At 61.9% G+C, this 22,563-nt stretch carries 24 protein-coding genes and 1 pseudogene; 14 read left to right on the top strand and 11 right to left on the bottom strand.

Going from position 1 to position 22,563, the window contains the following annotated elements:
- The 3 genes from AC1Q6V_RS34385 to AC1Q6V_RS34375 all read right to left on the bottom strand — a co-directional run.
- Nucleotides 1-962: TrkH family potassium uptake protein (locus AC1Q6V_RS34385; protein ID WP_492344775.1), on the bottom strand; the 962-nt coding region annotated here is incomplete at its 3' end.
- A 95-nt stretch (nucleotides 963-1,057) separates the two neighbouring features.
- A complete protein-coding gene (locus AC1Q6V_RS34380; RefSeq protein WP_454750901.1) occupies nucleotides 1,058-1,921 on the bottom strand; it encodes a bestrophin-like domain in 864 nt (287 codons plus the stop codon).
- A 124-nt stretch (nucleotides 1,922-2,045) separates the two neighbouring features.
- A complete protein-coding gene (locus AC1Q6V_RS34375; protein WP_454750900.1) occupies nucleotides 2,046-2,672 on the bottom strand; it encodes a tyrosine-type recombinase/integrase in 627 nt (208 codons plus the stop codon).
- Nucleotides 2,673-3,497: 825 nt separating this feature from the next.
- Here AC1Q6V_RS34375 and AC1Q6V_RS34370 point away from each other — a divergent pair.
- From AC1Q6V_RS34370 to AC1Q6V_RS34355, 4 genes and pseudogenes are all read left to right on the top strand, one after another.
- Entirely contained in the window at nucleotides 3,498-4,130 is a 633-nt protein-coding gene (locus AC1Q6V_RS34370; protein ID WP_492301315.1) for a fumarylacetoacetate hydrolase family protein, read from the top strand.
- Nucleotides 4,131-4,257: 127 nt separating this feature from the next.
- A complete protein-coding gene (locus AC1Q6V_RS34365; RefSeq protein WP_143010773.1) occupies nucleotides 4,258-4,437 on the top strand; it encodes a hypothetical protein in 180 nt (59 codons plus the stop codon).
- Nucleotides 4,438-4,511: 74 nt separating this feature from the next.
- Nucleotides 4,512-4,898, top strand: a pseudogene (locus AC1Q6V_RS34360) (amino acid permease C-terminal domain-containing protein); the annotation flags it as partial.
- A 209-nt stretch (nucleotides 4,899-5,107) separates the two neighbouring features.
- On the top strand, nucleotides 5,108-6,205 hold the full coding sequence (locus tag AC1Q6V_RS34355) for a Leu/Phe/Val dehydrogenase (protein ID WP_454750898.1): 1,098 nt from the start codon (nucleotides 5,108-5,110) through the stop codon (nucleotides 6,203-6,205).
- Between the two features lie 195 nt (nucleotides 6,206-6,400).
- Here the strand turns inward: AC1Q6V_RS34355 and gstA are convergent, their stop codons facing one another.
- Nucleotides 6,401-7,033: a glutathione transferase GstA gene (gene gstA, locus AC1Q6V_RS34350; protein ID WP_439672412.1), complete on the bottom strand. Its 633-nt coding sequence runs from the start codon at nucleotides 7,031-7,033 to the stop codon at nucleotides 6,401-6,403.
- Nucleotides 7,034-7,169: 136 nt separating this feature from the next.
- Here gstA and AC1Q6V_RS34345 point away from each other — a divergent pair, with 136 nt between their 5' ends.
- On the top strand, nucleotides 7,170-7,553 hold the full coding sequence (locus AC1Q6V_RS34345; protein WP_454750897.1) for a winged helix-turn-helix transcriptional regulator: 384 nt from the start codon (nucleotides 7,170-7,172) through the stop codon (nucleotides 7,551-7,553).
- A gap of 152 nt (nucleotides 7,554-7,705) precedes the next feature.
- On the opposite strand, the gene AC1Q6V_RS34340 is transcribed toward AC1Q6V_RS34345, so the two are convergent.
- The 3 genes from AC1Q6V_RS34340 to AC1Q6V_RS34330 all read right to left on the bottom strand — a co-directional run bounded on the left by AC1Q6V_RS34340 (nucleotide 7,706) and on the right by AC1Q6V_RS34330 (nucleotide 10,498).
- Nucleotides 7,706-8,527 carry an ABC transporter permease gene (locus AC1Q6V_RS34340; RefSeq protein ID WP_011616606.1) on the bottom strand — a complete coding sequence of 274 codons (822 nt, stop codon included), beginning with the start codon at nucleotides 8,525-8,527 and terminating at the stop codon, nucleotides 7,706-7,708.
- Between the two features lie 3 nt (nucleotides 8,528-8,530).
- Entirely contained in the window at nucleotides 8,531-9,379 is an 849-nt protein-coding gene (locus AC1Q6V_RS34335) for an ABC transporter permease (protein ID WP_011616607.1), read from the bottom strand.
- Between the two features lie 93 nt (nucleotides 9,380-9,472).
- Nucleotides 9,473-10,498, bottom strand: coding sequence for an ABC transporter substrate-binding protein (locus tag AC1Q6V_RS34330; protein ID WP_439669666.1), 1,026 nt, complete (start codon nucleotides 10,496-10,498; stop codon nucleotides 9,473-9,475).
- A 390-nt stretch (nucleotides 10,499-10,888) separates the two neighbouring features.
- On the opposite strand from AC1Q6V_RS34330, the gene AC1Q6V_RS34325 reads away from it, so the two are divergent.
- The 4 genes from AC1Q6V_RS34325 to argE all read left to right on the top strand — a co-directional run bounded on the left by AC1Q6V_RS34325 (nucleotide 10,889) and on the right by argE (nucleotide 14,299).
- Nucleotides 10,889-11,302 (top strand): RidA family protein, encoded by a 414-nt coding sequence (locus AC1Q6V_RS34325; protein WP_454750896.1) that lies wholly within the window; start codon nucleotides 10,889-10,891, stop codon nucleotides 11,300-11,302.
- 6 nt (nucleotides 11,303-11,308) lie between these two features.
- The gene (locus AC1Q6V_RS34320) at nucleotides 11,309-11,980 is read left to right on the top strand and encodes a DUF1028 domain-containing protein (protein ID WP_454750895.1); all 672 of its coding nucleotides are present in this window, start codon (nucleotides 11,309-11,311) and stop codon (nucleotides 11,978-11,980) included.
- A gap of 109 nt (nucleotides 11,981-12,089) precedes the next feature.
- The gene (locus AC1Q6V_RS34315; RefSeq protein WP_010812546.1) at nucleotides 12,090-13,064 is read left to right on the top strand and encodes a LysR family transcriptional regulator; all 975 of its coding nucleotides are present in this window, start codon (nucleotides 12,090-12,092) and stop codon (nucleotides 13,062-13,064) included.
- Nucleotides 13,065-13,123: 59 nt separating this feature from the next.
- A complete protein-coding gene (gene argE / locus AC1Q6V_RS34310; protein WP_058698832.1) occupies nucleotides 13,124-14,299 on the top strand; it encodes an acetylornithine deacetylase in 1,176 nt (391 codons plus the stop codon).
- A 46-nt stretch (nucleotides 14,300-14,345) separates the two neighbouring features.
- Here the strand turns inward: argE and AC1Q6V_RS34305 are convergent, their stop codons facing one another.
- Both AC1Q6V_RS34305 and AC1Q6V_RS34300 read right to left on the bottom strand, forming a co-directional pair.
- Nucleotides 14,346-15,491, bottom strand: coding sequence for an alpha-hydroxy acid oxidase (locus tag AC1Q6V_RS34305; protein ID WP_454750894.1), 1,146 nt, complete (start codon nucleotides 15,489-15,491; stop codon nucleotides 14,346-14,348).
- A 107-nt stretch (nucleotides 15,492-15,598) separates the two neighbouring features.
- The gene (locus AC1Q6V_RS34300; RefSeq protein ID WP_058698830.1) at nucleotides 15,599-16,852 is read right to left on the bottom strand and encodes a flavin-containing monooxygenase; all 1,254 of its coding nucleotides are present in this window, start codon (nucleotides 16,850-16,852) and stop codon (nucleotides 15,599-15,601) included.
- Between the two features lie 411 nt (nucleotides 16,853-17,263).
- Here AC1Q6V_RS34300 and AC1Q6V_RS34295 point away from each other — a divergent pair, with 411 nt between their 5' ends.
- The 5 genes from AC1Q6V_RS34295 (at nucleotide 17,264) to AC1Q6V_RS34275 (ending at nucleotide 21,638) form a co-directional block, all read left to right on the top strand.
- Nucleotides 17,264-18,412 carry an ABC transporter ATP-binding protein gene (locus tag AC1Q6V_RS34295; RefSeq protein WP_454750903.1) on the top strand — a complete coding sequence of 383 codons (1,149 nt, stop codon included), beginning with the start codon at nucleotides 17,264-17,266 and terminating at the stop codon, nucleotides 18,410-18,412.
- 72 nt (nucleotides 18,413-18,484) lie between these two features.
- Nucleotides 18,485-19,483 (top strand): NAD(P)H-quinone oxidoreductase, encoded by a 999-nt coding sequence (locus AC1Q6V_RS34290; RefSeq protein ID WP_454750893.1) that lies wholly within the window; start codon nucleotides 18,485-18,487, stop codon nucleotides 19,481-19,483.
- Between the two features lie 20 nt (nucleotides 19,484-19,503).
- Entirely contained in the window at nucleotides 19,504-20,124 is a 621-nt protein-coding gene (locus tag AC1Q6V_RS34285; protein WP_454750892.1) for a glutathione S-transferase, read from the top strand.
- Between the two features lie 17 nt (nucleotides 20,125-20,141).
- On the top strand, nucleotides 20,142-20,603 hold the full coding sequence (locus tag AC1Q6V_RS34280; protein ID WP_454750891.1) for a type II 3-dehydroquinate dehydratase: 462 nt from the start codon (nucleotides 20,142-20,144) through the stop codon (nucleotides 20,601-20,603).
- A gap of 78 nt (nucleotides 20,604-20,681) precedes the next feature.
- Nucleotides 20,682-21,638, top strand: coding sequence for a 2-hydroxyacid dehydrogenase (locus AC1Q6V_RS34275; protein WP_454750890.1), 957 nt, complete (start codon nucleotides 20,682-20,684; stop codon nucleotides 21,636-21,638).
- 203 nt (nucleotides 21,639-21,841) lie between these two features.
- Here AC1Q6V_RS34275 and AC1Q6V_RS34270 read toward each other — a convergent pair whose 3' ends face one another.
- Both AC1Q6V_RS34270 and AC1Q6V_RS34265 read right to left on the bottom strand, forming a co-directional pair.
- Nucleotides 21,842-22,126, bottom strand: a complete 285-nt coding sequence (locus AC1Q6V_RS34270) for an amidohydrolase family protein (protein ID WP_454750889.1) — start codon at nucleotides 22,124-22,126, stop codon at nucleotides 21,842-21,844.
- 139 nt (nucleotides 22,127-22,265) lie between these two features.
- A partial coding sequence (locus AC1Q6V_RS34265; protein WP_492316746.1) for a hypothetical protein occupies nucleotides 22,266-22,563 on the bottom strand: 298 nt, incomplete at its 5' end.

The raw sequence follows: 22,563 nt of genomic DNA, 5'->3' as shown, positions 1-22,563 counted from the left end.
TGGCCTATGGCTTCCGTGATGACCACTACTTCTTCTTGAAGATCCGGGCGGCCTTCCCCGGAAATCGGTGAAGAACCGAAAAAATGCAGCGCCAGGCTTTCATGAGTTAGCGCGCCGATGTCGATTGAGTTGAATCCGGCGGTACGGGCGGAGACGGACGCAAATGTCGCGGACAACAGCTTACCTGCAGTCGGCATGGCGCCGAGCGTTCTTGGATTATTCCATTCGAACAACAGCAGGCCAAGAATACCCGTTGCGAGAAGCACCCCTGTAACCGACAAGGTTAGCTTGCTATGCAGGGACCACCGGCGTGGATCGGCAATCTTGTTCCGCAAATCCTGCAGCACGGGGAAACCGATGCCGCCGATGACGATTGCCACCATCACCGGCCCAAGTACCCAGAAATCGGCCGCATAGCGTGTAAGACTGTCTGCGTGGGTTGAGAAGCCGGCGTTGTTGAAGGCCGATATGGAATGAAACAAACCAATCCACGCTGCTTCGTGCCAAGGAAGGGAATAGGTGAGATGCAGCCTCCAGGCTAGCCACACCGCGATGATCGCCTCTAAACTCAATGTCACCACCAGCACCAGCTTCGCCACGCCGGTGACGTCACCCAAACTGATCGTATGGGTTTCAACCCGGGTAATCAACCTAGCACGCAATCGCAGCGAGCGGTTGACCATCAGGCCCAGAAGGGTGGAGGCCGTCATCATCCCAAAGCCGCCAAGCTGGAACAGTGCCATGATCACCGCTTGGCCGAATCCGGACCAGTAAGTTCCCGTGTCGACGATAACTAGGCCAGTCACGCAGACCGCCGAGACTGCGGTAAAGAATGCGGTGAGCCAGGGCGCGCTCCCGCCATCGACGCGTGACCAAGGCAACATCAACAGTACGCTGCCTGCCATGATGGCCAGCAGGAAGCCCATGGCGACGGTCCGGGTCGGATGCAAGGATCGTTTCATGCACAGAATTGTGCTATGAAACGTGTCACAGATCTAACATTTCCACAGACCACCATCTTTGCACCATCTGGGCGCAGGCTTCCTGGCGTCAATGGTCATCGCATTCCATTGCGGACTTCCTGCAACACCTCATCGAAAGTGTCAACGCGGATCATGCCCAGCCGCGGAAACTCCAAGTCGACGATGACATAGAGTGTCACCGTCAGCGAGGCCACGAAAAAAAGCGCATGCAACCAGCTTCGAGGACTGCGGCTGGCCATGCCATAGCCCGCAAACAAGGCCCCAACCCAGCAAAGCGCGAAAAGCATGCCGAAGATGACGACGGGTGGATGTTCCTTTGTTGCGGCGAGTCGGGTCGATGCCGTGTCGAATGCTGCATTGAGGGCTGGTAACAGAAGCATGGTGGCCGCCGTACTAGCGGTTCGCTGGGACTCCGTTACGGATCTTGTCCAGAGGCGTTCACGCAGCACGTCCGAACGTACCAAGGAAGCCTCGACGCGTTTGCGGTTAGGGACGGCTCGATAGGCGTCAAGCCGGGCATCGAGATATTGCCGGAATATCTCCTGCAACTCACTACGTGCTGGTGGCGGTAGCAGATCCAGACGCAGGTAAGCAGTGCCGATATCGTTGGCTTCCTGGACGATCAGCGTACGCCGCATATCAAAGCGGCTTGCCGCCCCGGAAAAGGTGAAGGCGATCAATAGCCCAAGCAGTGCGAATATCGCGCTTGCGACCGCGCTGACGCCCGTTGTCTCCGGTTCGCGACCGGAGGAAACCTGCCATTGCCACACCAGCCGGCCGAGCTCCAGGGCGATCAGGATACTTATGAATATTCCGACCGCCAACACCAGCCCGCCGGCCCAATCGGCACCATAAAGTAGTGATGCCAAAATCGTCTCCGGTGCATTTCCGCGATGCGCGGTTTCAACGTTGAAGACGGTATGGAAAAGCTTCGTCACAGTATGTGCGCTTCCGCACAGGCGTCCGATAGCCGGGTGGAACTGATGCTTGAGCGTCGGCGTTACGGCATAAGCCAACGTCCGTAGATGGCCGGCAAGCGCCCCCTCGCCGGCCAGAGGTTTGTCACACTTCGGTCTGCTCTGCCATCTCAAGCGCGTCGTCGACTTCGATACCGAGGTGGCGAACCGTGCTCTCCAGCTTCGTGTGGCCCAGCAGCAATTGCACTGCGCGAAGGTTCTTGGTTCTACGGTAGATGAGCGACGCCTTGGTCCGCCCCATGGTGTGGGTGCCGTACGCCGTGTCGTCTAAGCCGATGGACTCGATCCAGCGATGTACAAGCCTGGCGTACTGACGTGTGGACAGGTGGGCCGAGGCGTGAATCCGACTCGGAAACAGAGCATCCGACGAGCGCAATCCGTGATGGGCGATCCATGCCTCAAGACTTGAGCGGGTCTGCTCCGTAATCTCGAACTGAACCGGTCTATGCGTCTTTTGCTGGATCACCATCGCGCGGATACTAACGCGGGTGCCCTGACAAACGTCTCGTACGCATAGCCTTGTGAGATCACACGCTCGAAGCTTGCTATCGATCGCAAGATTGAACAGTGCGAGCTCACGAAGATTCGACGACATCTGTAGCCTTGTACGAATCGCCCAGATCTCGCAGAGCTTCAGCGGCGGCTTTTGTCCGGTGACCTTACCCTTATTCAATGGCGCACGCGGGGTCACGGGTGAATTCGACGTCTCCATGATCATCTCCTTTCGAACGAAGGTAGAATCAGTTTGCGCGCGCTGCAGATCTTCGCTGATGTCTCCGTCAGTCGGGCTGCAACGCGTGCCTCGAAAACTGTGCCGCAGACGGTCGCCGACCGACCCTTCTCCGACCCCCAAACATGGCTGTTGAATGTCCGTTGAAGGCATGAGATGCGACATCTGCGCAGTTCAGTGCTGTCGACTGATCGAGCCCATCTCGGATGGTTTCCAGCATCTGACTGAACGTCCGCGTAGGCCACGCTCCAGCCGTGCGAGTGAGGTCACCTACGGCTTTCGCCGGGCGGGAGCCCCGTCAATTTCGAGCCCCTCGCTAGTGCATTGCGAATCTTGGCGCGCGCGGCCACGCTCATTGCCATGTCCAGCAGGAAGTGGCGGCCGTCATGCCCCGGTCGAGCCGTTTGCGCCTGCCGCATCGGTGCCGGTCGCGTTCTGGCCGGGTATTACGCCAGTTTATACATTGACATCATCCAGGACGGCTGGTTTGGCGGACACGTAAGCACCAGAATCCCCCCAACCAGTGAGGTGAAATGAAATATCAACTGTTCAACTACGAAGGCCGCGATGGCACGATCAACGTCGGCGTGCACGCGGACAGCCGGCATGTGCAATTCGCCGCAGGCACCGTTGACGGCCTGTTGCAGGACTGGCCCGCCGCGCAGCTACGCATTGCGCGCTTCATTGCGCAACTGCCGCTGGCCGCCGAGACGATGGAGCCCGCACAGATCCGCTTCCTGCCGCCGCTGAGCCAGCCCGGTGTCATCTATGGGGGCAGGGGCGAACTACCGCGACCATGTCGTGGCCATGGCAAAGGCCTTCAATATGGACCTGACGACAGATCCGAAGGCCGATGGCGTATCGCCGTGGCACTTCATCAAGGCCGGCCGGGGGACACTGTCCGCCCACCGCCAGGCGCTGCCTTATCCCTCGCACACGCGAATGCTCGACTGGGAGGCTGAACTTGCGGTGGTGATCGGCAAGGCATGCCGCAACATCTCGCCGGGCGACGCGCTCGACTGTGTAGCGGGATACACCATTGCCAACGACCTGTCGGCACGCGACAACCTGCGTCGCGAGCAGGTCGATGCAAGCTCGCCGTTCCGCTTTGACTGGATCGGCTACAAGTGCTTTGAAGGCTCCTGTCCCCTCGGTCCTTACCTGACTCCCGCGGCTTTCGTGGCGTCCCCTGAAGCGCTGGATATCAAGCTTTGGGTCAATGACGAACTCAAGCAGAACTCGAATACGTCCAATCACCTTTACACGGTTGCCGAGCAGATCGCCTACTTGAGCGAGCGGCTCACGTTGTATCCGGGCGATGTGCTGCTCACCGGGACGCCTGCCGGCGTTGGCATGGAATCGGGAGTCTTCCTGAAGCGCGGCGACAGTATCCGCGTCTGGATTGATGGACTGGGCGAACTGGAGACATCGTTGCAGTAGGGCAATACCACGGGCGGCGTTCGCCGCCTGACATGGGGAGCCGTTCAGGCTCGCGTCCGCACGGGCACCACATAGAGTGCCTGACGGGCAATGACAATTCGACGGAGGAGACATGAAACAGAAATGCGTGGCAATCGCCGCCGCGCTGGCGCTGCTCGCGCCGGCGCTGGCCAGTGCTGAAGTGAAGGTCGGCATTCTTGCCACCCTTTCGGGGCCGTCGGCCGATGTCGGGCGCGACCAATACATGGCTTTCTGCTTGCCGTTGAGCAAGGCGGCGGCAAGCTCGGCGGACAGCCGGTCCGCCTGATCAAGGAAGATGACCAGGCGCGCCCGGACGCAGGGCTTGCGGGGGTGCGGCGACTTCTCGAACTTGAGCGCGTCGCCACGCCGTATTTCGCCACCTGGACCGTCGGCATCGTGTTCGCGATGATCGCCGCATTCATGCCGCTCAATGTGCTGGCCGAGTTGATCAATATCGGCACGCTCTCCGCCTTCACGCTGATCTCGATCGCGGTGCTGGTGCTGCGCCGGACCCGTCCGGAGCTGCCGAGAGCTTTCCGCTGTCCCGGCGTGCCGGTGGTTCCGCTGCTATCGGTGGGCTTCTGCCTGTTTCTGATGGCGCACCTTCAAGCGCTGACCTGGATCGCTTTCCTCATTTGGCTGGGGATCGGCCTGTCGATCTACTTCCTGTACGCGCGCCGCAACGCGGTGCTGCACGGTGGCCAGGTAGCACGCGGTGCCAGCCGTAAGAGTCCCGAGACACGGTAAGCGGATGTGGAGGCCGACCTTGGGGTAAGCGAAAACCCTAGCCCCGCCCGCACCGAGAAACTGGGTAAGATGCCAACCCGGCGCCGGCGCGACAAGATCGCCCGCAGCCGAACGGGATTGGGGCTCCAGGCCCCATCAACGCCGCACCGCACTGCAACCCAGGCGGTGTGTCAAGGAAGGCAGAGCTACAGCTTTGCATTCCCCACGTCATGGAGAAGAAGTTGAACGACCGTACCCACGCGGCGGCCGCTGTCCGCCTTTTCGGCACCGGCGAAGGCCTGTCCCACGAGCGCGTAACGCTCGCCACCGATCCGGAATCCGGCCTGCAGGCCATCGTCGCCATCTACAACACCAGACTGGGCCCCGCATTCGGCGGCTGCCGGTACTGGGCCTATCCCGCCGAAGCCGACGCGCTGTCCGATGCGCTGCGCCTGTCACAGGGCATGGCCTACAAGAACGCCCTCGCCGGGCTGCCGTTCGGTGGCGGCAAGGCGGTGATCCTGCGTTCCCCGGCGCAGACCGACCGCAAGCAACTCTTCCGCGCCTTCGGCCGCATGATCGAGTCGCTGCAAGGCAGCTATATTACGGCCGAGGATGTCGGCACGACGGTGGACGACATGCGTGCCGTTCAGGCCGAGACCCGCTACGTCAGCGGCATGCCGCGCGACGGCGGCTTCGGCGGCAATCCCTCGCCGTGGACGGCATACGGCGTGTTCGTCGGCATCGAGGCGGCGGCGCTGTATCGCCTGGACCGCAAGTCGCTCGCCGGCTTGTCCGTGGCCGTCCAGGGACTGGGTTCGGTGGGCTGGGAGCTTTGCCGCCGTCTCCATGAAGCGGGCGCCACCCTGACCGTGGCCGATATCGACGCCGGCCGCACGACGCAGGCGCAACAGCAGTTTGGCGCCCGCGTCGTATCGCCGGAAGCCATCACGGCCGTCGACGCCGATGTATTCGCGCCTTGCGCGCTGGGTGCCGTCATCACCCCGCCCGTGGCCGAAAGCTGCCGCTTCCGGGCCATCGCCGGCGGGGCAAACAATCAACTCGCTTCGCTCGCCGAAGGTGACATCCTGCACCAGCGCGGGATCTTCTATGCGCCCGACTTCCTCATCAATGCCGGCGGCATCGTGAGTTGCGCCCGGGAATACCTCGGCGGTGTCGACGACTCGGACCTGCGCGACGAAGTGGCAGGCATCCGCGAACGGGTGCTCAGGCTGGCGCAACGCGTGGAGTCGACCGGCCAGGCGCCGGCGCGCGCGGCGGTGACATGGGCGCACGAGGTGTTGTCGCGTGGCATCGGGCCGAACTGAGCGTCGCGTCGACCAGGAGGAAGCCGATGAACGAATTCCCGAAGCCCCACAGTTCGACCAGCGCCAGCGCTGGTTGATGTGCTGGCTGGGGAATACGCACGGGCGCGAGCGGAGACGGCGCGGCTGATTTAGGCAGCTACCAACGCATAGCCGCCATTGGCCTCGTGAACGCGGCTTCTTAGGTGAACCGAAGCCTTACCTGAGGCCTTCGGTATCCAGGGACTTGCGCACGGCCGGCCGCTCCCGCATACGGAGATACCAGGTCCTGAGGTTCTCCAGGCCGTCGAAGTGGATGTCGGTCTTGTAGACCGACTCAAGCCATTCGGCTTGGCCCCATTGGGTTAGGGAATAAAGGTAGGCGTCGGCGACAGTGTAGGTGTCACCCATCAGATAGTCGCGGCCGGCGAGTTTCTCGTTAAGCCAGGCGTAACGCCTTTCCAACTTCGGCTTCGCAGTCTCGACGCCGTACTTGCCCGCCAGCCTCGCATAGAGCAGCGGAATGAAGCCCTTATGGATCTCGGAAGTCAGGAAGCTCAACCACTCCTGCAGACGATAGCGGTCGATGGTCCCGTTCGCCGGGGCCAAGTTCGACTCGGGTTTCATATCTGCCAGATACTGAACAATGGCCGGCCCCTCGCACAGCCGCGTGCCGTCGTCGAGTTCAAGGAGTGGGACGTAGCCAAAAGGACTGAGTTCGAAAAAATCGCGACCGTCTTCAGTTTCGTGAGTTTTGTAGTCCACCTTCGCGAGGGTTACGTCCAGCCCCAATTCATTGAACACGATGTGGGGCGACAGCGAGCAAGCACCCGGAATGTAGTACAGCTTCATTTCATATCCCTAAAGGTCATCGCAAAGCGGCGTGCCTTGCTGATGGATCGAATGATGCTGAAGATGGTATAGAAAGGGAAGAAGGCACTAAAATGTGGTGTAGGTACATTTTTTATACCTATGACTGAGAGGCTCCATGAAGACGGCTGTGTCGGGATGTTCGGTAGAGGAAGCAATGCGCCTGCTGGGCGGCCGGTGGCGGCTGCTGATCGCCTCGTACTTACTCGAAGGGCCGAAGCGTTTCAACGAACTGCGAAGAGAGATGCCAGACATTTCGCAGCGCATGCTCACCCTGGACCTGAAAGCACTTCAGGAAGTCGGCCTGGTGAAGAGAACAGCGTTTCCGACTGTTCCTGTTACGGTGCAGTACGAACTGACAGAGGATGGCGAGCGCCTTGCGCCTGTTGTGGAGGTGATGCGGGAGTTTGGGCTTTGGGTGAAGAGCCGGCCAAGGCCACCGCAGGCGCCAGAACCATATCCATTAGCCCACGAAAATCCGGCCGGCGGCGTCGTGCAATAGCAGAAGCGTCGTCATGGACGTGGCCATCAAGACAGGTTCTCATAAAAGGGGGCTTTGCCGACTACGCCGCCCCTGTGTGGCAGTGAGTGCCGCGGCGCCGCCACGCGCTGAGGCAGCCCGCCATTGGCGCGGCTTTCAGCAGCGCATGCCGGTCAATGCCCTTCCTCGATATTGAGGATTTTCCCCAGGCCCAGGAAATAGTTTGCAAAGGCAAGCACGCTAGCCGTCACGGCTATATAGACAACTGACAGCGCGGCCAGCGTCGGATCGGCAAACTCCCGCACATAGTTGTACATGGAAACGGGCAGCGTCTGCGTGTCTTGCGTCGTGACGAAAAGCGATGCGGTGAATTCACTGAACGACATGATTGCCGCAAACAACCAGCCGCCAAACAGCCCCGGCGCGAGCAGTGGAATCGTAATCGTGAAAAGCACCTTCAGCGGCGACGCACCGAGGCTTGCTGCCGCCTGTTCCAGCCTTGCGTCCAGGTTTTCCATGGAAACATAGACGCTCTTCAGCACGAACGGCAGCACCAGCATCACGTGACACAGGATGACGACGCCATATGAGCGGTGTATGGAGGCCTGTGATACCAGGATGAGCAGGCCCAGCCCCAGCGTGAAGTGCGGCACCACGAGCGGGGAATGCAGGATGGCCAGCAGCGTCTGCTTGCCGGGGAATTCCAGCCGTTTGACGGCGATCGACAGGCAGGTCCCGATCACCAGCGCAATCAACGAGGACCATCCGGTGATGACCAGGCTGGCGCGGAATCCATCTCGAAAATCCGGATAACTGAAGACGCGTGCAAACCATGTCAGCGAATAGGATTCAGGCGGGAAAGTGATGATCGCCTTTTCGTTGAAGGCGGCGATCGTCACCACCACGACCGGCAGCAGCACGAATGCAAGCAGGATGGCGACGAGCAGCGGGCCCGCGACACGCAGCGGCAAAGGCAAAGCGCTTTTGATTCTCATTTCTTAGTGTCCTCCAACGACTTTCAGTCGCTTGGTGAACAGCCCCAGGGAAAAGAGCGCTGCGGCCGTCAGCAGCAAGCCCATCACACTCAGGCTGGCCGCCAGCGGGAAGTTCATGGAAGCGAAGCCAAGCTGGTACACCAGTGTCGAAACCGTCGGCACGCGGCCTCCGCCTATCATCTGAGGCGTCGCAAAGGCGCTGAAGGTCCAGGCGAACGCAGTTGTGATGCCAGCCAGAATACCCGGCATCGAAAGCGGCAGCGTGACCGTGAGGAAGGTCCTGACCGGGCCGGCACCCAGGCTCTGGGCGGCTTTTTCGTAGTCGCGGTCGATATGCGAAATTGCCGTGGCAAGCATCAGGACCACGACGGGAATCGTCACGTGCACCAGCGCGACCAGCACGCCCAGGTGTGTGAACATGAGTTCCAGTGGCCAGTCGATCAGGCCGAGCTTTCGCAGCGCGCCATTGATGAAGCCATTGCTGCCCAGGACGGCGATCCAGGAGTAGGTCCGCACGATTTCCCCCAGAAACAGGGGCGTGATGGACACCACGAGGATGAAGGACTTGAGCGCCCGGCTCCTGACGCGCACCAGGGCATAGGCCAGCGGGTACGCAACCAGCAGCGAAAACACGGTCGTCTCCACGCTCAGCCACAAGGTGTTGGAGAACGCGTCGAGATAAATCGACTTGGTCAGGTCGCTGAAGTTGGCGAACGTGAATCCGCCGACATCCAGGGAGCCGGGCACATACGCCCGGAAGCTGAACTGCAGGACCGCAATCAACGATACTGCGATGCACAGCGCGACAAGTACTGCCGGGGAGACCAACCAGGCTCGTGAATCGGGGCGCATTCTTAAACCTTATTCCAGATGCTCAATCGGCGAGGGAGGATCGGCGCGGTGCATGGCCGCGGCGACCCTCCCTCCACACTCTTGCTAGCGGGCTCAGTTCATGACGTTTTCAGTGAACCACTTGCGCCATTCCGCAGTCTTCTCGGCGCGCAGCTTGTGGTCCACGAGGATGGCCTTGTCCCACTGCTCCTTCGTCGTGAACACGCCGGGCAGCTTGGCGTCTTCAGGCGAAACCCTGGCGTCGTCGACGACGGGGCTGGCCTTCTTCAAGGCCACGATCTTCGACTGGACTTCCGGGGACAAGGCGATGTTCATGAACTTGTAAGCCAGATCGGCCTTGGTGGAGCCCTTCGTGATGGCCATGGTATCGATGCCGAGCACAGCGCCTTCCTTGGGCGTGACCAACTTGACGGGAACACCCTGGCTGATCATGTGATAGGCGTTGATCGACAGGATGACCTGCACGGGCGTTTCGCCGGTGGCGATCAGCTGCTGCGCATTGGCGTCATTGGTATAGAACGCCTTGAAGTTGGGCTTGAGCGCCTTGAGCTTGTCCTGCCCCTTTTCCCAGCTTTGCGCATCGCCACCCGACAGCATGGCGGAAACCGCGACCACATGGCTCGGATCGAAGTCAGGCACGCCAATCTTGCCTTTCAGGGCCGGGCTCCACAGGTCGTTCCAGCTCTCGAACTTGACGCTGGGCGGCACCAGGTCGGCGCGATAACCGATGGTATAGACATAGGCCCAGCTGCCGATGTGATACGGGCTGATCCTGGCGCGCTCGACAAGATGCTTGTAATTCGGAATCTTGCTCGTATCCAGCTTTTCAAAGAGATTGCCGTTGGCGTAGAGCCAGCCGACGTGGGAAGTCGTGAAGGTAACGTCGCTCTCGGGCTTGGAGGCAAGCTTCGCCTTGTTCAGGCGGTCGATGGTGCCGCCCGTGATGTACTTGACCGGTACGCCGGTTTGCCGCGTGAATTCCTTGCCGATGCTTTCATCGATGAGGTCGCGGAAACTGCCGCCCCAGGTGCTCACCACCAAGGCTTCCTGGGCCCATGCCGCCGTACTGCCAAGCGTGGCGGAGAGCGCGCAAAGTGCCAAAAGCTTGCGAATCGTCATTTACTAACCCCCAATCGAAAAGATAAACATCTGATAGAACTGGAAATACGCTTGAACGTGCCACCGGGAAATGCAATCACAAGCAGCGACGCGTTGCTGACGCAACGACGTTGACGCAATGACTTCGAATTACGGAGCCTATGATGTGAAAGTCGTACCAGGCGGCCAAGTCGGCTTTTTCGTAGGGGTGCCTCACATTTCCCGATGGGGTTGTGGATGGTTCCGCCGTCTGGAGCAGGTTAGCGGTCGTGTGAGGTTCGGTGGTATTCGGAAATTCCTAAACGGCCGGCAGGAAAATACAAATGGCGCCGCCAGCGGCTGCACATGACCATGCAGTCGGGTGCATCGCCCCCAATCTCCCGCCACCTGCCGAATCGATCCGAATCGACCATGAAGCATACCCGCATCCGCACCTTCAACACCAAAGTCACCTACCCGGAACAGAATCTGGACAACGACCTTTGCCAGGCCGTTGTCGCGCGAGGCCGTACCGTTTTTCTGCGAGGGCAGATCGGCCAGAACCTCGACACCTCGGAGAGCGTGTGCATCGGGGACGTCGCCGGACAGGCGGAGCAGGCCATGGCCAATATCGCGATGCTGCTCGAGGAAGCCGGCGGCGAGCTCGAGGACATCTGCAAGATCACGATCTACATCATCGACCCTCGCTACCGCGAGGCGGTGTATCGCGTCGTGGGCCGCTGGCTGAAGGGTGTCTTCCCGGTCTCGACCGGCATCGTCGTATCGGCCCTGGCCCGCCCCGAGTGGCTGGTAGAGATCGACGCCACCGCTGTCATCCCCGACTGAGCTGCCATGACCTTTTCCATCATTGCACGGTGCCCCGCCAGCGGCCAGTTCGGCGCCGCCGTGGCGTCCTCGTCACCGGCGGTTGCCTCGCGCTGCATCCGCGGCCGCAAAGGGGTCGGCGCAGCCGCGAGCCAGAACATTACCGACCCGGATCTGGGGCCCCTCGCCCTGGACCTGATGGCCAGCGGCCTGACGCCGGAACGCGCCCTCGCGGAACTGCAGAAGCGCCCCCATATCGAGTATCGCCAGCTCATGGCCATCGACGCGCACAACCCGCCAGTGGTGTTCACGGGTGCCAGGGCGCTCGGCACCCTGGCAAGCGTGGTCGGCACCCATGCCGCATGCGCGGGCAACATGCTGGCGACGCGTGAAGTGCCCCAGGCCATGCTGTCGGCCTTCGAGCAGACCGAAGGCGCGCTCGCGGAACGGCTGATGCAGGCCATGCTCGCCGGCCAGGCCGCCGGCGGCGAGGAAGGTCCGGTGCACTCGGCAGGCCTGCTGGTGTACGATGCGCAAAACTGGCCTGTCGTGGATCTGCGCCTGGACTGGGTAGAAAACGACCCGGTCGAGGCCCTCCATGCCGCCTGGCAGGTTTACGCGCCGCAACTGAAGGACTATGTCAAGCGAGCGCTCGATCCCCGCGCGGCGCCCAGCTTTGGCGTTCCCGGAAACCTGTGACCAGTCCGACGCATCGAATGAAGCGTGACAGCGCCGGTCAGGCAGCCGGCACTCGAAAGGGCAAACCTTCTCCAGTACACTGGATCGTTCCCCTTTTCCTGATCTCGACATGCTCAATCGCATTTCCCTGCGCCAGATGGAGTATTTCGTCGCAACGGCGAAGCATGGCAGCATTGCCGCTGCGTCGACGCAAATCCATATCTCCTCTCCCTCGATCTCCGCAGCGATCGCCCATATCGAGGCCGAACTGGGCGTGCAGCTGTTCGTGCGCCATTCTTCCAAGGGCATTGGCCTGACCACCATCGGCAAGCTGGTCCTGCATCACTGCGAAGATATGCTCGGACGGTCGTCCCGACTCTATGAAATCGCCTCCGATTCGAGCGACGTCATCCAGGGCACCTTGCGGGTGGGAAGCTTCCAGTCGCTCACGGCAATGATTGCGCCCGAGGTCATCTTCGGCTTTTCGCGCGCGTTCAAGAAAATCGAGCTGCAGATGGTCGAAGGCGATCAGGAAGTCTTGATGAACAAGCTCCATGCGCTTGAGATCGACGTGGCGATCACCTACGACCTGCACCTTGAGGACGACATCCAGTTCGAGAGCCTGGCGACGATGCCGCCCTATGTCCTGGTGAGCGAGGTCCATCCGCTGGCGCAGCAGAAAGTCGTCTCCTTCGAAGAGCTGGCGCCCGAACCCTACGTCCTGCTCGATATGCCGATGAGCCGGGACTATTTCACCTCCCTGTTTGAAAAGGCCGGCGTGACGCCGAACATCGCGGCGCGTTCGCAGTCCACGGAAGTGGTCCGGTCCATGGTCGCCAACGGCATTGGCTACGCACTCTTCAATGTGCGCCCCAAATCCGATCAGTCGCTCGATGGAAAGCGCATGGTGCGGGTCCGCCTTGCCGGTACCCATCGGCCCATGCTGCTCGGCCTGGCGACTTACAAGCCGATGAAACAGTCAAGATTGACGAGAATCTTCATGGAACGCTGCCGCGCTTATATCTCCGACCAATACATCCCCGGAATGAGCGCTCCAAGTTTCTTCGATCCCCATATAGCAGCGCCGCTGAAATCGGCGTCCTGAAGCGCCAGCCGCATCGGTCATGCCGTGTTTCGGCAATGCCCCCTCAAGAAGGGCCAGAGATGGAAAATCAAGCCTCCTCCGCAAGCGTCTCTCTCCTGGAAACGCTCGTTTCTTTCGCATCGGTTTCCCTGACGCCAAACATCGCGCTCATCCACAAGGTCCAGGACATCCTGGCGGAAGCCGGCATCGAATCGATGCTCGCGCCCGACCCGCAAGACCACAGCCGCTCCAATCTGTTTGCGACGGTCGGTCCGGTGGGCGTTCCGGGCGTCCTGCTCTCCGGCCATACCGATGTGGTGCCGGTGGAAGGCCAGCCCTGGACTTCACCCCCGTTTGAGGCAACGCACCGGGATGGCCGCATCTACGGACGCGGCACAGCCGACATGAAAGGCTTCGTGGCCTGCGCCGTCACCGCCATGGTGGCGGCCGCCCGGCAGCCGCTCCGGCGCCCCTTGCAGCTGGCGCTGTCCTTCGATGAGGAAATCGGCTGCGTAGGTGTGCGCCACCTGCTGCGCCGCCTGGAGCACAGCCTCCCCGCACCCTACCTGTGCATTGTCGGCGAGCCGACGCTGATGCGGATCGGCACCGGTCACAAGGGCAAGGCTGCCTACCGGGCGGTCTGCTGCGGCCAGGCCGGCCACTCAGGCCTGGCGCCCAGGTTCTTCAACGCCATCCACATGGCCAGCGACCTCGTCGCATCCCTGCGGGACGTGCAGCGTGAACTGGCGCAAAGCGGCCCGCGCGAGGAGGGCTACGGCGTGCCCTACAGCACGGTCCACGCCGGCGTCATCCACGGCGGCCGCGCCTTGAACATCGTGCCCAGCGAATGCGAAGTCAGCTTCGAGATTCGCAACGTCTCGGAAGATAAACCCGAGCAGATCCTGAAGCGCGTCCTGGAACGCCTGGCCGAGCGCGTCAAAAAAGAGGCGCTGGATCCTGCGGCGCCGTTGCCAGACATCCAGATGACGAACAGCTATCCCAGCCTGAACACCCGCGAGGATTCGCCTGCTGTCGGCCTGCTCGCCTCGCTGCTCCCCGCGGGCACCCCATGCGCCAGGGTGGACTATGGCAGCGAGGGTGGATTGTTCCAGCAGAGCTGGAATCAAACGCCAGTGCTGATCTGCGGGCCCGGGAGCATTGAAGTCGCACACAAGGCCGACGAGTATGTGGAGCTGGCGCAGATCGAAGCCTGCGACCGCATGCTGGCCGGCCTCGTCGAATTTCTCTGTCGATAAGCCTGGCATTCTGGCCAGCTTTGGCCCGGACGCCTCACGGACGCTGTCAAAATGAAGTCAGCAGGATGCTGCGATCGACCGACTGGATATCCGTCTTGCCGCAAAACGCCATGGAGAGATCGAGCTCGTTCTGAATGATGCTCAAGGCCGTGGTCACGCCTAGCTCGCCGAGGGCGCCCAGGCCATACATCATGGCGCGGCCGATATACGTGCCACGCGCCCCGAGCGCGATGGCCTTGAGCACATCCTGGCCCGAGCGGATGCCGCCATCCATATGGACTTCCACCCGATCCCCGACGGCTTCCACGATGCGCGGCAATGTGGAGATCGATGACGCGGCACCGTCCAGCTGGCGCCCGCCATGGTTCGACACAATGATGGCATCGGCGCCGCTTGCCAGCGCCAGCTGCGCATCCTCGGGGTCCTGGATGCCCTTGACGATCAGCTTCCCATCCCACCGCTTCTTGATCCATTCAATATCGTGCCAGGACAGACGCGGATCGAACTGCTCCTGAGTCCACTCCACCAGCGACCCGATATTGTCGACGCCCCTGGCATGCCCGACGATATTGCCGAACTGACGATGTCTGGTACCCAGCATGCCCATGCACCAGCGCGGCTTGCTCGCCATGTTCACAAGGTTGCGCAGGGTCGGCTTGGGCGGCGTGGACAGACCGTTCTTCTTGTCCTTGTGCCGCTGGCCGAAGACCTGCAGGTCCATCGTGACCACCAGCGCCGAACAATTGGCATTCCTGGCACGGTCGATCAGGCTTTCGACAAAGGTCCGGTCGCGCAGCACATACAGCTGGAACCAGAACGGATGGCGCCCGGTCGCTTCCGCCACCGCCTCGATCGGGCAGATGCTCATGGTGGACAAGGTGAACGGGATGCCGTGCCGCTTCGCCGCGCGCGCGGCCAGGATTTCTCCATCGGCGTGCTGCATGCCGGTCAACCCGGTGGGCGCGATCGCCACCGGCATGCTGACCGGCTGGCCCACCATGGTGCTGGCGGTGCTGCGCTCGGTAATGTCCACCGCCACGCGCTGGCGGAATTCGATACGCTGAAAATCCGCCTCGTTGGCACGGTAGGTATATTCGGTCCACGAACCGCCGTCGACATAGTCATAGAACATGCGCGGCACGCGCTTTTTCGCCAGCCTGCGCAGGTCTTCAATGCACGTCATCTCGGCCATGGGAACTCCCTTGAAAAAAACAAAAGCTGCCGGATCGCCCGATCCGGCAGCTCGTGCGTGCAACCTCGTTACCAATGACAGGTCACCGTGCAGCCTCAGGAACAGGCTCAAGACCGCTCATACGTCATATATCCGTTCTGGAGCACGATATGGTCAGCGATGTATTTCGCATCGTGCCAGACGCCATAGATGAAGGACGACGCCCGGTTGACCAGATTCGGCAGGCCCAGGAAATAGATGCCGCTTTCCGCGGAGATGCCGCGCTTGTGGAACGGATCGCCCTTCTCGTCGAAGGCATTCTTCACGTTCAGCCAGTTGAAATCAAACTTGAAACCGGTCGCCCAGAGGATCGTGGTGATGCCGGCTTCAGCCAGGTCGAGGTTGAGGATCGGGTGCTTGAGGCACTCCGGGTCCGGCAGCAGCTCCCAGGCGTCAGGTTCCGGCGGAAACGGCAGGCCATTCTCTTCGATATAGGCATCCGCTTCGCGCAGCACGTCGAAGTAGGCGCGGTCGCCTTCGGCGATGTTCTCGGGCAGGCCTGGCTCGAATGTCATGACGCCATCCTTGTAGGATTGGGTCAGGCCGACCAGGTTGATGCCCGCGTGCGCCAGGCGCCGGAAATCGACGGTCTTGCCGCCTTCATAGCCGCTCACGGCGAAAGCGACGTGCGCCTTCTTGGGCCGGATCCTCACTTCATCCCACAGGCCGAGGGCGCCCAGCCACCAGCAGTAGTCACGGCCACGGTACGCGCGCGGCGGGCGGTAATGCTCGCCGACCGAGAGATAAACCGTCTTGCCGGCCTGGCGCAGCTCTTCGGCGATCTGTGAGCCGGAAGCGCCCGCGCCCACCACGAGCACCCCGCCTTCCGCCAACTGGCCCGGATTCTTGTAGGCCGAGGAATGCAGCTGCCGGATTTTTTCGCTCTCAGGCACGATCTTCGGATAGGCTGGCTTCTGGAACGGGCCGGTTGCGGCAACCACGTTGTCTGCCTCGATGATTCCGTCGGAAGTCGTCACCCTGAATCCGGGACGCCCTTGATGCCGTTCCACCCGCCTGACTTCCACGCCGGTACGGACCGGCGCCTTCAGCATGGCGGCATAGCTCTCGAAATACTGCGCCATGCGCTCTTTCGACGGAAAGGTCTCCGGCGAGATGCCCTCGAATTTCATCCCGGGAAAACGGTCATGCCAGGCCGGTCCATTCGCGACCAGAGAATCCCAACGTTCCGAGCGCCAGCGTTCTGCGATTCGGCTGCGTTCCAGCACGACATGCTGCACACCCATGTGCGCGAGATGCTCGCTCATCGCGATGCCCGCCTGGCCAGCACCGACCACCACGGTGTTGATTTTTTCCACTGACATTTGAATTTCCTAAGAATGATCGCCCCGGTCAGTCGCCCCGGCACGGAAGCTTCGACGGCAAGGCGTACTGGCGCCCTGGAGACATCGCTCATCGACGTTGGCCAGTTTGATGAAGCCGACCTCGTTTGAAAATCACGTTTTTCAAACTCAGCACTTAGGAAAAAGTAAAGCGCGGGCCGAAGGGTTCGGCACTGCCCCCCGCACCCGCGCACCACAAGGCGTTCCCGGCCATCGCATCCGCGCCGCCTGCGCCTGAAAACGGGCATTTCGTTTTTTCCGAGGGACCGCATCAGTTTCGGCAAAGTCCCGATACTGGCTGTTTGACTTATCCTGCTTGCCAGTACCAGCTCGGCCTCGATGTCATTGGGCCCAAGCCTGGAGCACGGCATACTCCTCAATCTCTGTACACCTATGAACGTAGCCAACTCCGAGCCTGCCGCACAGCAACCCCACGCACAGCCCGATACCGCAGTCAGCCTGGAACGGGTGGTCAAGAAGTATCACGACCACACCGTGCTGCACGAGCTCTCGCTGAAGATACGACGCGGGGAATTCCTCACCCTGCTGGGCCCGTCCGGCTGCGGCAAGACGACGCTCCTCAACCTCATCGCCGGCTTTGCGGAAGCCGACACCGGCGAGATTTTCATCGATGGCCAGCCGGTGACCTGCGAGCCGCCGCACAAGCGGCAGATCGGCATCGTCTTCCAGAACTACGCGCTCTTTCCCCACATGACCGTCGAGCGCAATATCGGCTATGGCCTGCGCATGCGGGGCGTGGGCAAGGACGAAATCGCACAGCGCGTGAAGCAGGTGATGGACCTGGTGAAGCTGGACGGCCTCGGGCACCGCAAGCCGCGCGAACTCTCGGGCGGCCAGCAGCAGCGCGTGGCGCTGGCGCGGGCGCTGGTGATCCAGCCCAAGGTACTGCTGCTGGACGAGCCCTTCTCGGCGCTGGACAAGAACCTGCGCGGCTCCATGCAGGTAGAGATCCGGGAAATCCAGCGCCGCTTGCGCCTGACCACAGTATTCGTCACCCACGACCAGGGCGAGGCGCTGGCCATGTCCGACCGGATCGCAGTGATGTCGAACGGCATCATTCGGCAGATCGCATCGCCGGCCGATCTGTATCAGAACCCGCAAGACCCGTTCGTGGCGTCCTTCCTGGGCGACGTGAACATCCTGCCGGCTCATTATCACGGCCAGACGGCAACGGATGTGCAACTGCGCCTGGGCTCGGGGCTCATCAGCTTCCCGCATGCCCGCCTGGCCGACGCATCGCACGATGGGGAAAGGCTGGACGTGTACGTGCGCCCGGAGCACATCAAGCTTGAGCATCTGCATGCCGAATCGGTGTTGAGTGGCACGGTGATCAATCACGTCTACCAGGGCGATCACATCAATACGTTCATAGACGTGGACATTCCGATGACGGCCCGTCAGGTCGTCACGGTGCGCAGTGCGGGCCTGGGCGCCATGCAGCAATGGCCCATCGGCTCGGTCGCGGGACTTGCGCTGCCCGATGAGGGCGTCAGCATTTTCAGTCCGCAGAAGCGGACGTAAGAACAGATGCAAGAGCGCAACGCGAAGGCGTAACACAACGCGTCAGACAACGCAGCCTGAGAGAACACACCCATGACCAGTCTTCCTCGCTCCATGCGAGCCATCATCGCCCGTGAACCCGGCGACGCCGGTGTGCTAACGCTGGCCGAGCGCCCCATGCCCGAGCCCGGTGCTGGCGAAGTCCTGCTGCGCGTGCTTGCCGCCGGCGTCAACCGGCCCGACATCATGCAGCGTCAAGGTATCGCGAAGCCCGCGCCCGGAATCACCGACGTGCTCGGCCTGGAAGTCTGCGGCGAAGTGGTGGCCTGCGGCCCCGGTGTGGACAGCCAGCTGATGGGCCAGCGGCTGATGAGCCTGGTGCCCGGCGGCGGCTATGCGCCGTGGTGTACGGCGCCGGTCGATCAGTCCTTCATCGTGCCCGGCACGCTTTCCGATGCCGAGGCAGCCGCCTTGCCCGAGGGGCTGTTCACCGTGTGGCACAACCTGTTCGAGCTGGGCCGCCTGACCATGGGTGAAACCGTCCTGATCCACGGCGCAGCCGGCGGTATCGGCACGCTCGCGATCCGGATGGCGCATGCCGCCGGCGCAACCGTCATCGCCACGGACAACGACGAAAGCCGTTTTCCGGAACTGCGCGCCATGGGCGCCGATGCGACGATCTGCTGGCCCACCACCGATTTCACCAAGGCCTGCCTGGACTACACCGATGGGCGCGGGGTCGATGTGGTCATCGATATCGTCGGCGGCGACTATGTCCGCCGCAATCTTGCCGCCATGGCCTTCGGCGGCCGCCATGTCAGCCTGTCCTTCATGCAGGGTTCGGCGGTCAATGTCGAACTGCTGACGCTGATGCAGCGCCAGGTGAGCCTGCACTCGTCCACCATGCGCCCCCAGAGCCATTACGAAAAGACCCGGATGGCCCAGAGCCTTGTCCGCCATGTCATCCCGCTGCTGAAAAACGGACGGGTCAAGCCGCGCATCCACGCCACCTTCCCGCTCGCGGAGGCGGTCGCGTCCCACCAGATGCTGGAAAGCGGCAAGGTCTTCGGCAAGCTGGTCCTGATCCCCTAGAGCCTGTCATCCAATCAAGCATGCTGAAACTTCTTTTCGCTCCGACCTCGCCATTCGTGCGCAAGGTCATGGTCTGCGCACACCTGACGGGGCAGGCCGAATCCATCGAACTGCTGGACAGCGCCGCCCATCCGGTGCGGCGCGACCCGCGCATCGCGGCCCACAACCCGCTCGCCAAAGTCCCGACGCTGATCCTCGAAAATGGCCAGGCCATCTATGACAGCCGGGTGATTTGCGAGTACCTGGCCAGCCGGGCAGACGCCGCGGACATCTTTCCCGCCTCCGGCCCCGCGCGGTGGACGGCCCTGACCCGCCAGGCGCTCGGCGATGGCCTGCTCGACGCCGCGCTGCTCGCGCGCTACGAACGGACCGCGCGCCCCGAGGAAGTCCAGTGGCCCACGTGGCGCGAAGCGCTGCTGACGAAAGTCAGCGCCTGCCTCGAGTCAATTGACGCCATCGCACCGGACCTGGTGGAAGAACAGCCCACCATCGGTGAAATCACCATTGGCTGCGCGCTGGGATATCTGGACTTCCGCTTTCCCGAACTCGATTGGCGCGCCCGATACGGCAACGCGGCACGCTGGAATGAGGCTTTCCAAAGCCTGCCCGCCATGCTGGCCACGCGCCCCCACGAAGGTTGAGATACAGAGGTCAGAACATGAGCGAGAGAATCACCATCTGGTTCCTGAACGGCCCCAACGCCAATCTTTATGGCCTGGACGCCAACAAGACCTACGGCAGCGACAGCTTTCCGGTGCTGCAATCCCGATGCGAGCAAAAGGCCGCGTCGCTGAATGCCGACCTGCGCTTTTTGCAGTCGAACTACGAGGGACAGCTGGTCGACTGGATCCAGGAAGCGCGCGGCGTGGCGGACGGCATCATCATCAATGCGGCCGGCCTGACCTACTCGTCGATTCCGATCCTCGATGCCTTGTTGTCTTTCCCCGGCAAGATCATCGAAACCCATATGAGCAACATCTGGAAGCGCGAGCCGTTCCGCCACCACTCCTACATCTCGAAGGTGGCGGATGGCGTGATCGCCGGGCTGGGCGGCGACGGCTACGAATTCGCCATCGAGGCCGTCACGCGGCTGGTGCAGAAGGGCAGAGCAGCGGTTTGATTTCCATGCGCACGCGGAACGGCAGCAGGATGTACTCTCGCTGCCGTCCTTGCCATTATTCTCAAGGCAGTTGCCAAGATGCCAATTTCTGAAGACACCCCCTCGGGCGCGCTGGCTTTCTACAGCGCCTTCGACGATTTCGACACGTGGAAGCGCGCGCTCCAGGCCCAGCTCCCGAACCTGAAAGTCATTCACTCCAGCGAAATCACCCGGCCGGCCGACATTCACTACGCGCTCGCCTGGAAACCGCCGGAAAATTTCTTTGCCGAAATGACGAACCTGCGCCTGATCGTCAATCTGGGGGCGGGGGTTGATTCACTGGTTCAGCGGCAGGATCTTCCCCAAGGCATTCCCATCACGCGGCTCACGGATCCGCAGATGGCGCGCATGATGGCGGGATACGTGCTGTTCTCCGTGCTGCGGCACGCCCGGGACATCCCGTACTTCGAGCAGGCGCAGCGGCGGGGTGAGTGGGCCTACCGTCATCCCCGTTCTCCGGAAGACATCCGCGTGGCGGTACTGGGGCTCGGTCAGCTGGGCGCGAAAGCGGCCCACGAACTGCAGCGCCAGGGGTTCAAGGTGATCGGCTGGTCGCGCAGCCCGGCGCAGATCGAAGGCGTGGAATGCTTTGCCGGACTGAAAACGCTCGACACCGTGCTCGGACAGGCGGACATTGTCGTCGTGATGCTGCCGCTCACGCCGCAGACGGCTGGCATCCTGGATCGGGCGCGACTCGAGCGGCTGCCGCGAGGCGCGGCCTTCATCAACGTTGCGCGGGGCGCACTGGTCGATCAGGCGGCGCTTACGGACCTGCTCCAAAGCGGCCACATCGGCGGGGCAACCCTGGACGTTTTCGAGCGCGAACCTTTGCCTGCCGGGGATCCGCTGTGGAGCATGCCTAATGTGCTGATCACACCCCACCTGGCTTCGGTGGCGATTCCGTCGTCTGCGGCGAGGCAGATTGCGGAGAATATTATTCGGGTTTCTGCTGGTGAAGCGCCGGACAACATCATTGATCCAGCACGCGGGTATTGAGGGAAAGGGCTGCGTCCGGCGCAATGCGCCGGACGCGTGGAAGGGACGAGGGACGCGATCAAAATGGAGCGAAGCGGTTCTGGCTAGGGGGCGAAGCAGGGAACTCGGATTGCGAGGCGAATTGTTCCAATCGGCATGCCGCTGTGCCAGGGTGGCCGCAGACAGTACATGTAGTACGGCAAGGCCACGCAACGATGCCAGAATCACAGGTCGACGGAGAACGCCTCCGCGGCACCGGTCGCAAGGAAATGGCTGTGCGCGTCGACGAAGCCGGGAGTCGGGGTTTTTCCTTTGAGATCGACCACCCTGGTGCCCGGCCCAGCCAGTGCCTCGATGTCGCTCCTGCGTCCTACCGCCTGGATGCGGCCATTGCGTACGGCTACCGCTTCCGCGGGGCGGTTGCTGGCGTCCACCGTCAGTACCTTGCCGTTGAGATAAATCGCGTCTGCGTTCGCGGCCGCATTCTCCACGGCAGCGCAGATCGACATCCCTGCGACGCTGCCCGCCGCAAGGGTCAGTGTCAGGGCGCATCTGATGGATGCAAGCTGTGGTTGGGGAGCACCCCTTCATCGGCCGCTCGGAGGCGTCAGTCTCAGGGCGAGCGGCTACCCTGCCGACGGTGGGCTGCTATTGAGTCTTCTTGGCTTTAGCAGTTACGGCTGCGCGAGTCGGTTGCTTCGTCGGCAATGCCGATCCCTGCTTGTACCGTGCATAAATGTCGCGAAGTGCCCGCGTCAGGGCTTGCTGATCGTATAAGTCCACCGTTATCTTGGTCCCTTCGAAGTCAATCGTTGCCTTCTCAACTGCTTGTGCAGCGGGGATGAAGCTAGTGTTGAACTCCTTCATCGCTGGATTTGCCCCCGTGTCCCCGGACACGGTCACACCCTTAGGTTGATAAGGCCATCGCACGTCTGAACTCCCGCGG

The organism is Cupriavidus sp. GW823-FHT07B10 (assembly GCF_058794355.1).
Note: the sequence above shows the minus strand (reverse complement) of the source record. Positions and strands in the feature narration are given on the sequence as shown.

Excerpts from the sequence above, each read along its gene's own strand:
- AC1Q6V_RS34375 (WP_454750900.1), bottom strand. The coding sequence starts at position 2,672 with ATGGAGACGTCGAATTCACCCGTGACCCCGCGTGCGCCATTGAATAAG.
- AC1Q6V_RS34370 (WP_492301315.1), top strand. The coding sequence starts at position 3,498 with ATGGCAAAGGCCTTCAATATGGACCTGACGACAGATCCGAAGGCCGAT.
- AC1Q6V_RS34355 (WP_454750898.1), top strand. The coding sequence starts at position 5,108 with ATGGAGAAGAAGTTGAACGACCGTACCCACGCGGCGGCCGCTGTCCGC.
- gstA (WP_439672412.1), bottom strand. The coding sequence starts at position 7,033 with ATGAAGCTGTACTACATTCCGGGTGCTTGCTCGCTGTCGCCCCACATC.
- AC1Q6V_RS34345 (WP_454750897.1), top strand. The coding sequence starts at position 7,170 with ATGAAGACGGCTGTGTCGGGATGTTCGGTAGAGGAAGCAATGCGCCTG.
- AC1Q6V_RS34340 (WP_011616606.1), bottom strand. The coding sequence starts at position 8,527 with ATGAGAATCAAAAGCGCTTTGCCTTTGCCGCTGCGTGTCGCGGGCCCG.
- AC1Q6V_RS34335 (WP_011616607.1), bottom strand. The coding sequence starts at position 9,379 with ATGCGCCCCGATTCACGAGCCTGGTTGGTCTCCCCGGCAGTACTTGTC.
- AC1Q6V_RS34330 (WP_439669666.1), bottom strand. The coding sequence starts at position 10,498 with ATGACGATTCGCAAGCTTTTGGCACTTTGCGCGCTCTCCGCCACGCTT.
- AC1Q6V_RS34325 (WP_454750896.1), top strand. The coding sequence starts at position 10,889 with ATGAAGCATACCCGCATCCGCACCTTCAACACCAAAGTCACCTACCCG.
- AC1Q6V_RS34320 (WP_454750895.1), top strand. The coding sequence starts at position 11,309 with ATGACCTTTTCCATCATTGCACGGTGCCCCGCCAGCGGCCAGTTCGGC.
- AC1Q6V_RS34315 (WP_010812546.1), top strand. The coding sequence starts at position 12,090 with ATGCTCAATCGCATTTCCCTGCGCCAGATGGAGTATTTCGTCGCAACG.
- argE (WP_058698832.1), top strand. The coding sequence starts at position 13,124 with ATGGAAAATCAAGCCTCCTCCGCAAGCGTCTCTCTCCTGGAAACGCTC.
- AC1Q6V_RS34305 (WP_454750894.1), bottom strand. The coding sequence starts at position 15,491 with ATGGCCGAGATGACGTGCATTGAAGACCTGCGCAGGCTGGCGAAAAAG.
- AC1Q6V_RS34300 (WP_058698830.1), bottom strand. The coding sequence starts at position 16,852 with ATGTCAGTGGAAAAAATCAACACCGTGGTGGTCGGTGCTGGCCAGGCG.
- AC1Q6V_RS34295 (WP_454750903.1), top strand. The coding sequence starts at position 17,264 with ATGAACGTAGCCAACTCCGAGCCTGCCGCACAGCAACCCCACGCACAG.
- AC1Q6V_RS34290 (WP_454750893.1), top strand. The coding sequence starts at position 18,485 with ATGACCAGTCTTCCTCGCTCCATGCGAGCCATCATCGCCCGTGAACCC.
- AC1Q6V_RS34285 (WP_454750892.1), top strand. The coding sequence starts at position 19,504 with ATGCTGAAACTTCTTTTCGCTCCGACCTCGCCATTCGTGCGCAAGGTC.
- AC1Q6V_RS34280 (WP_454750891.1), top strand. The coding sequence starts at position 20,142 with ATGAGCGAGAGAATCACCATCTGGTTCCTGAACGGCCCCAACGCCAAT.
- AC1Q6V_RS34275 (WP_454750890.1), top strand. The coding sequence starts at position 20,682 with ATGCCAATTTCTGAAGACACCCCCTCGGGCGCGCTGGCTTTCTACAGC.
- AC1Q6V_RS34270 (WP_454750889.1), bottom strand. The coding sequence starts at position 22,126 with ATGTCGATCTGCGCTGCCGTGGAGAATGCGGCCGCGAACGCAGACGCG.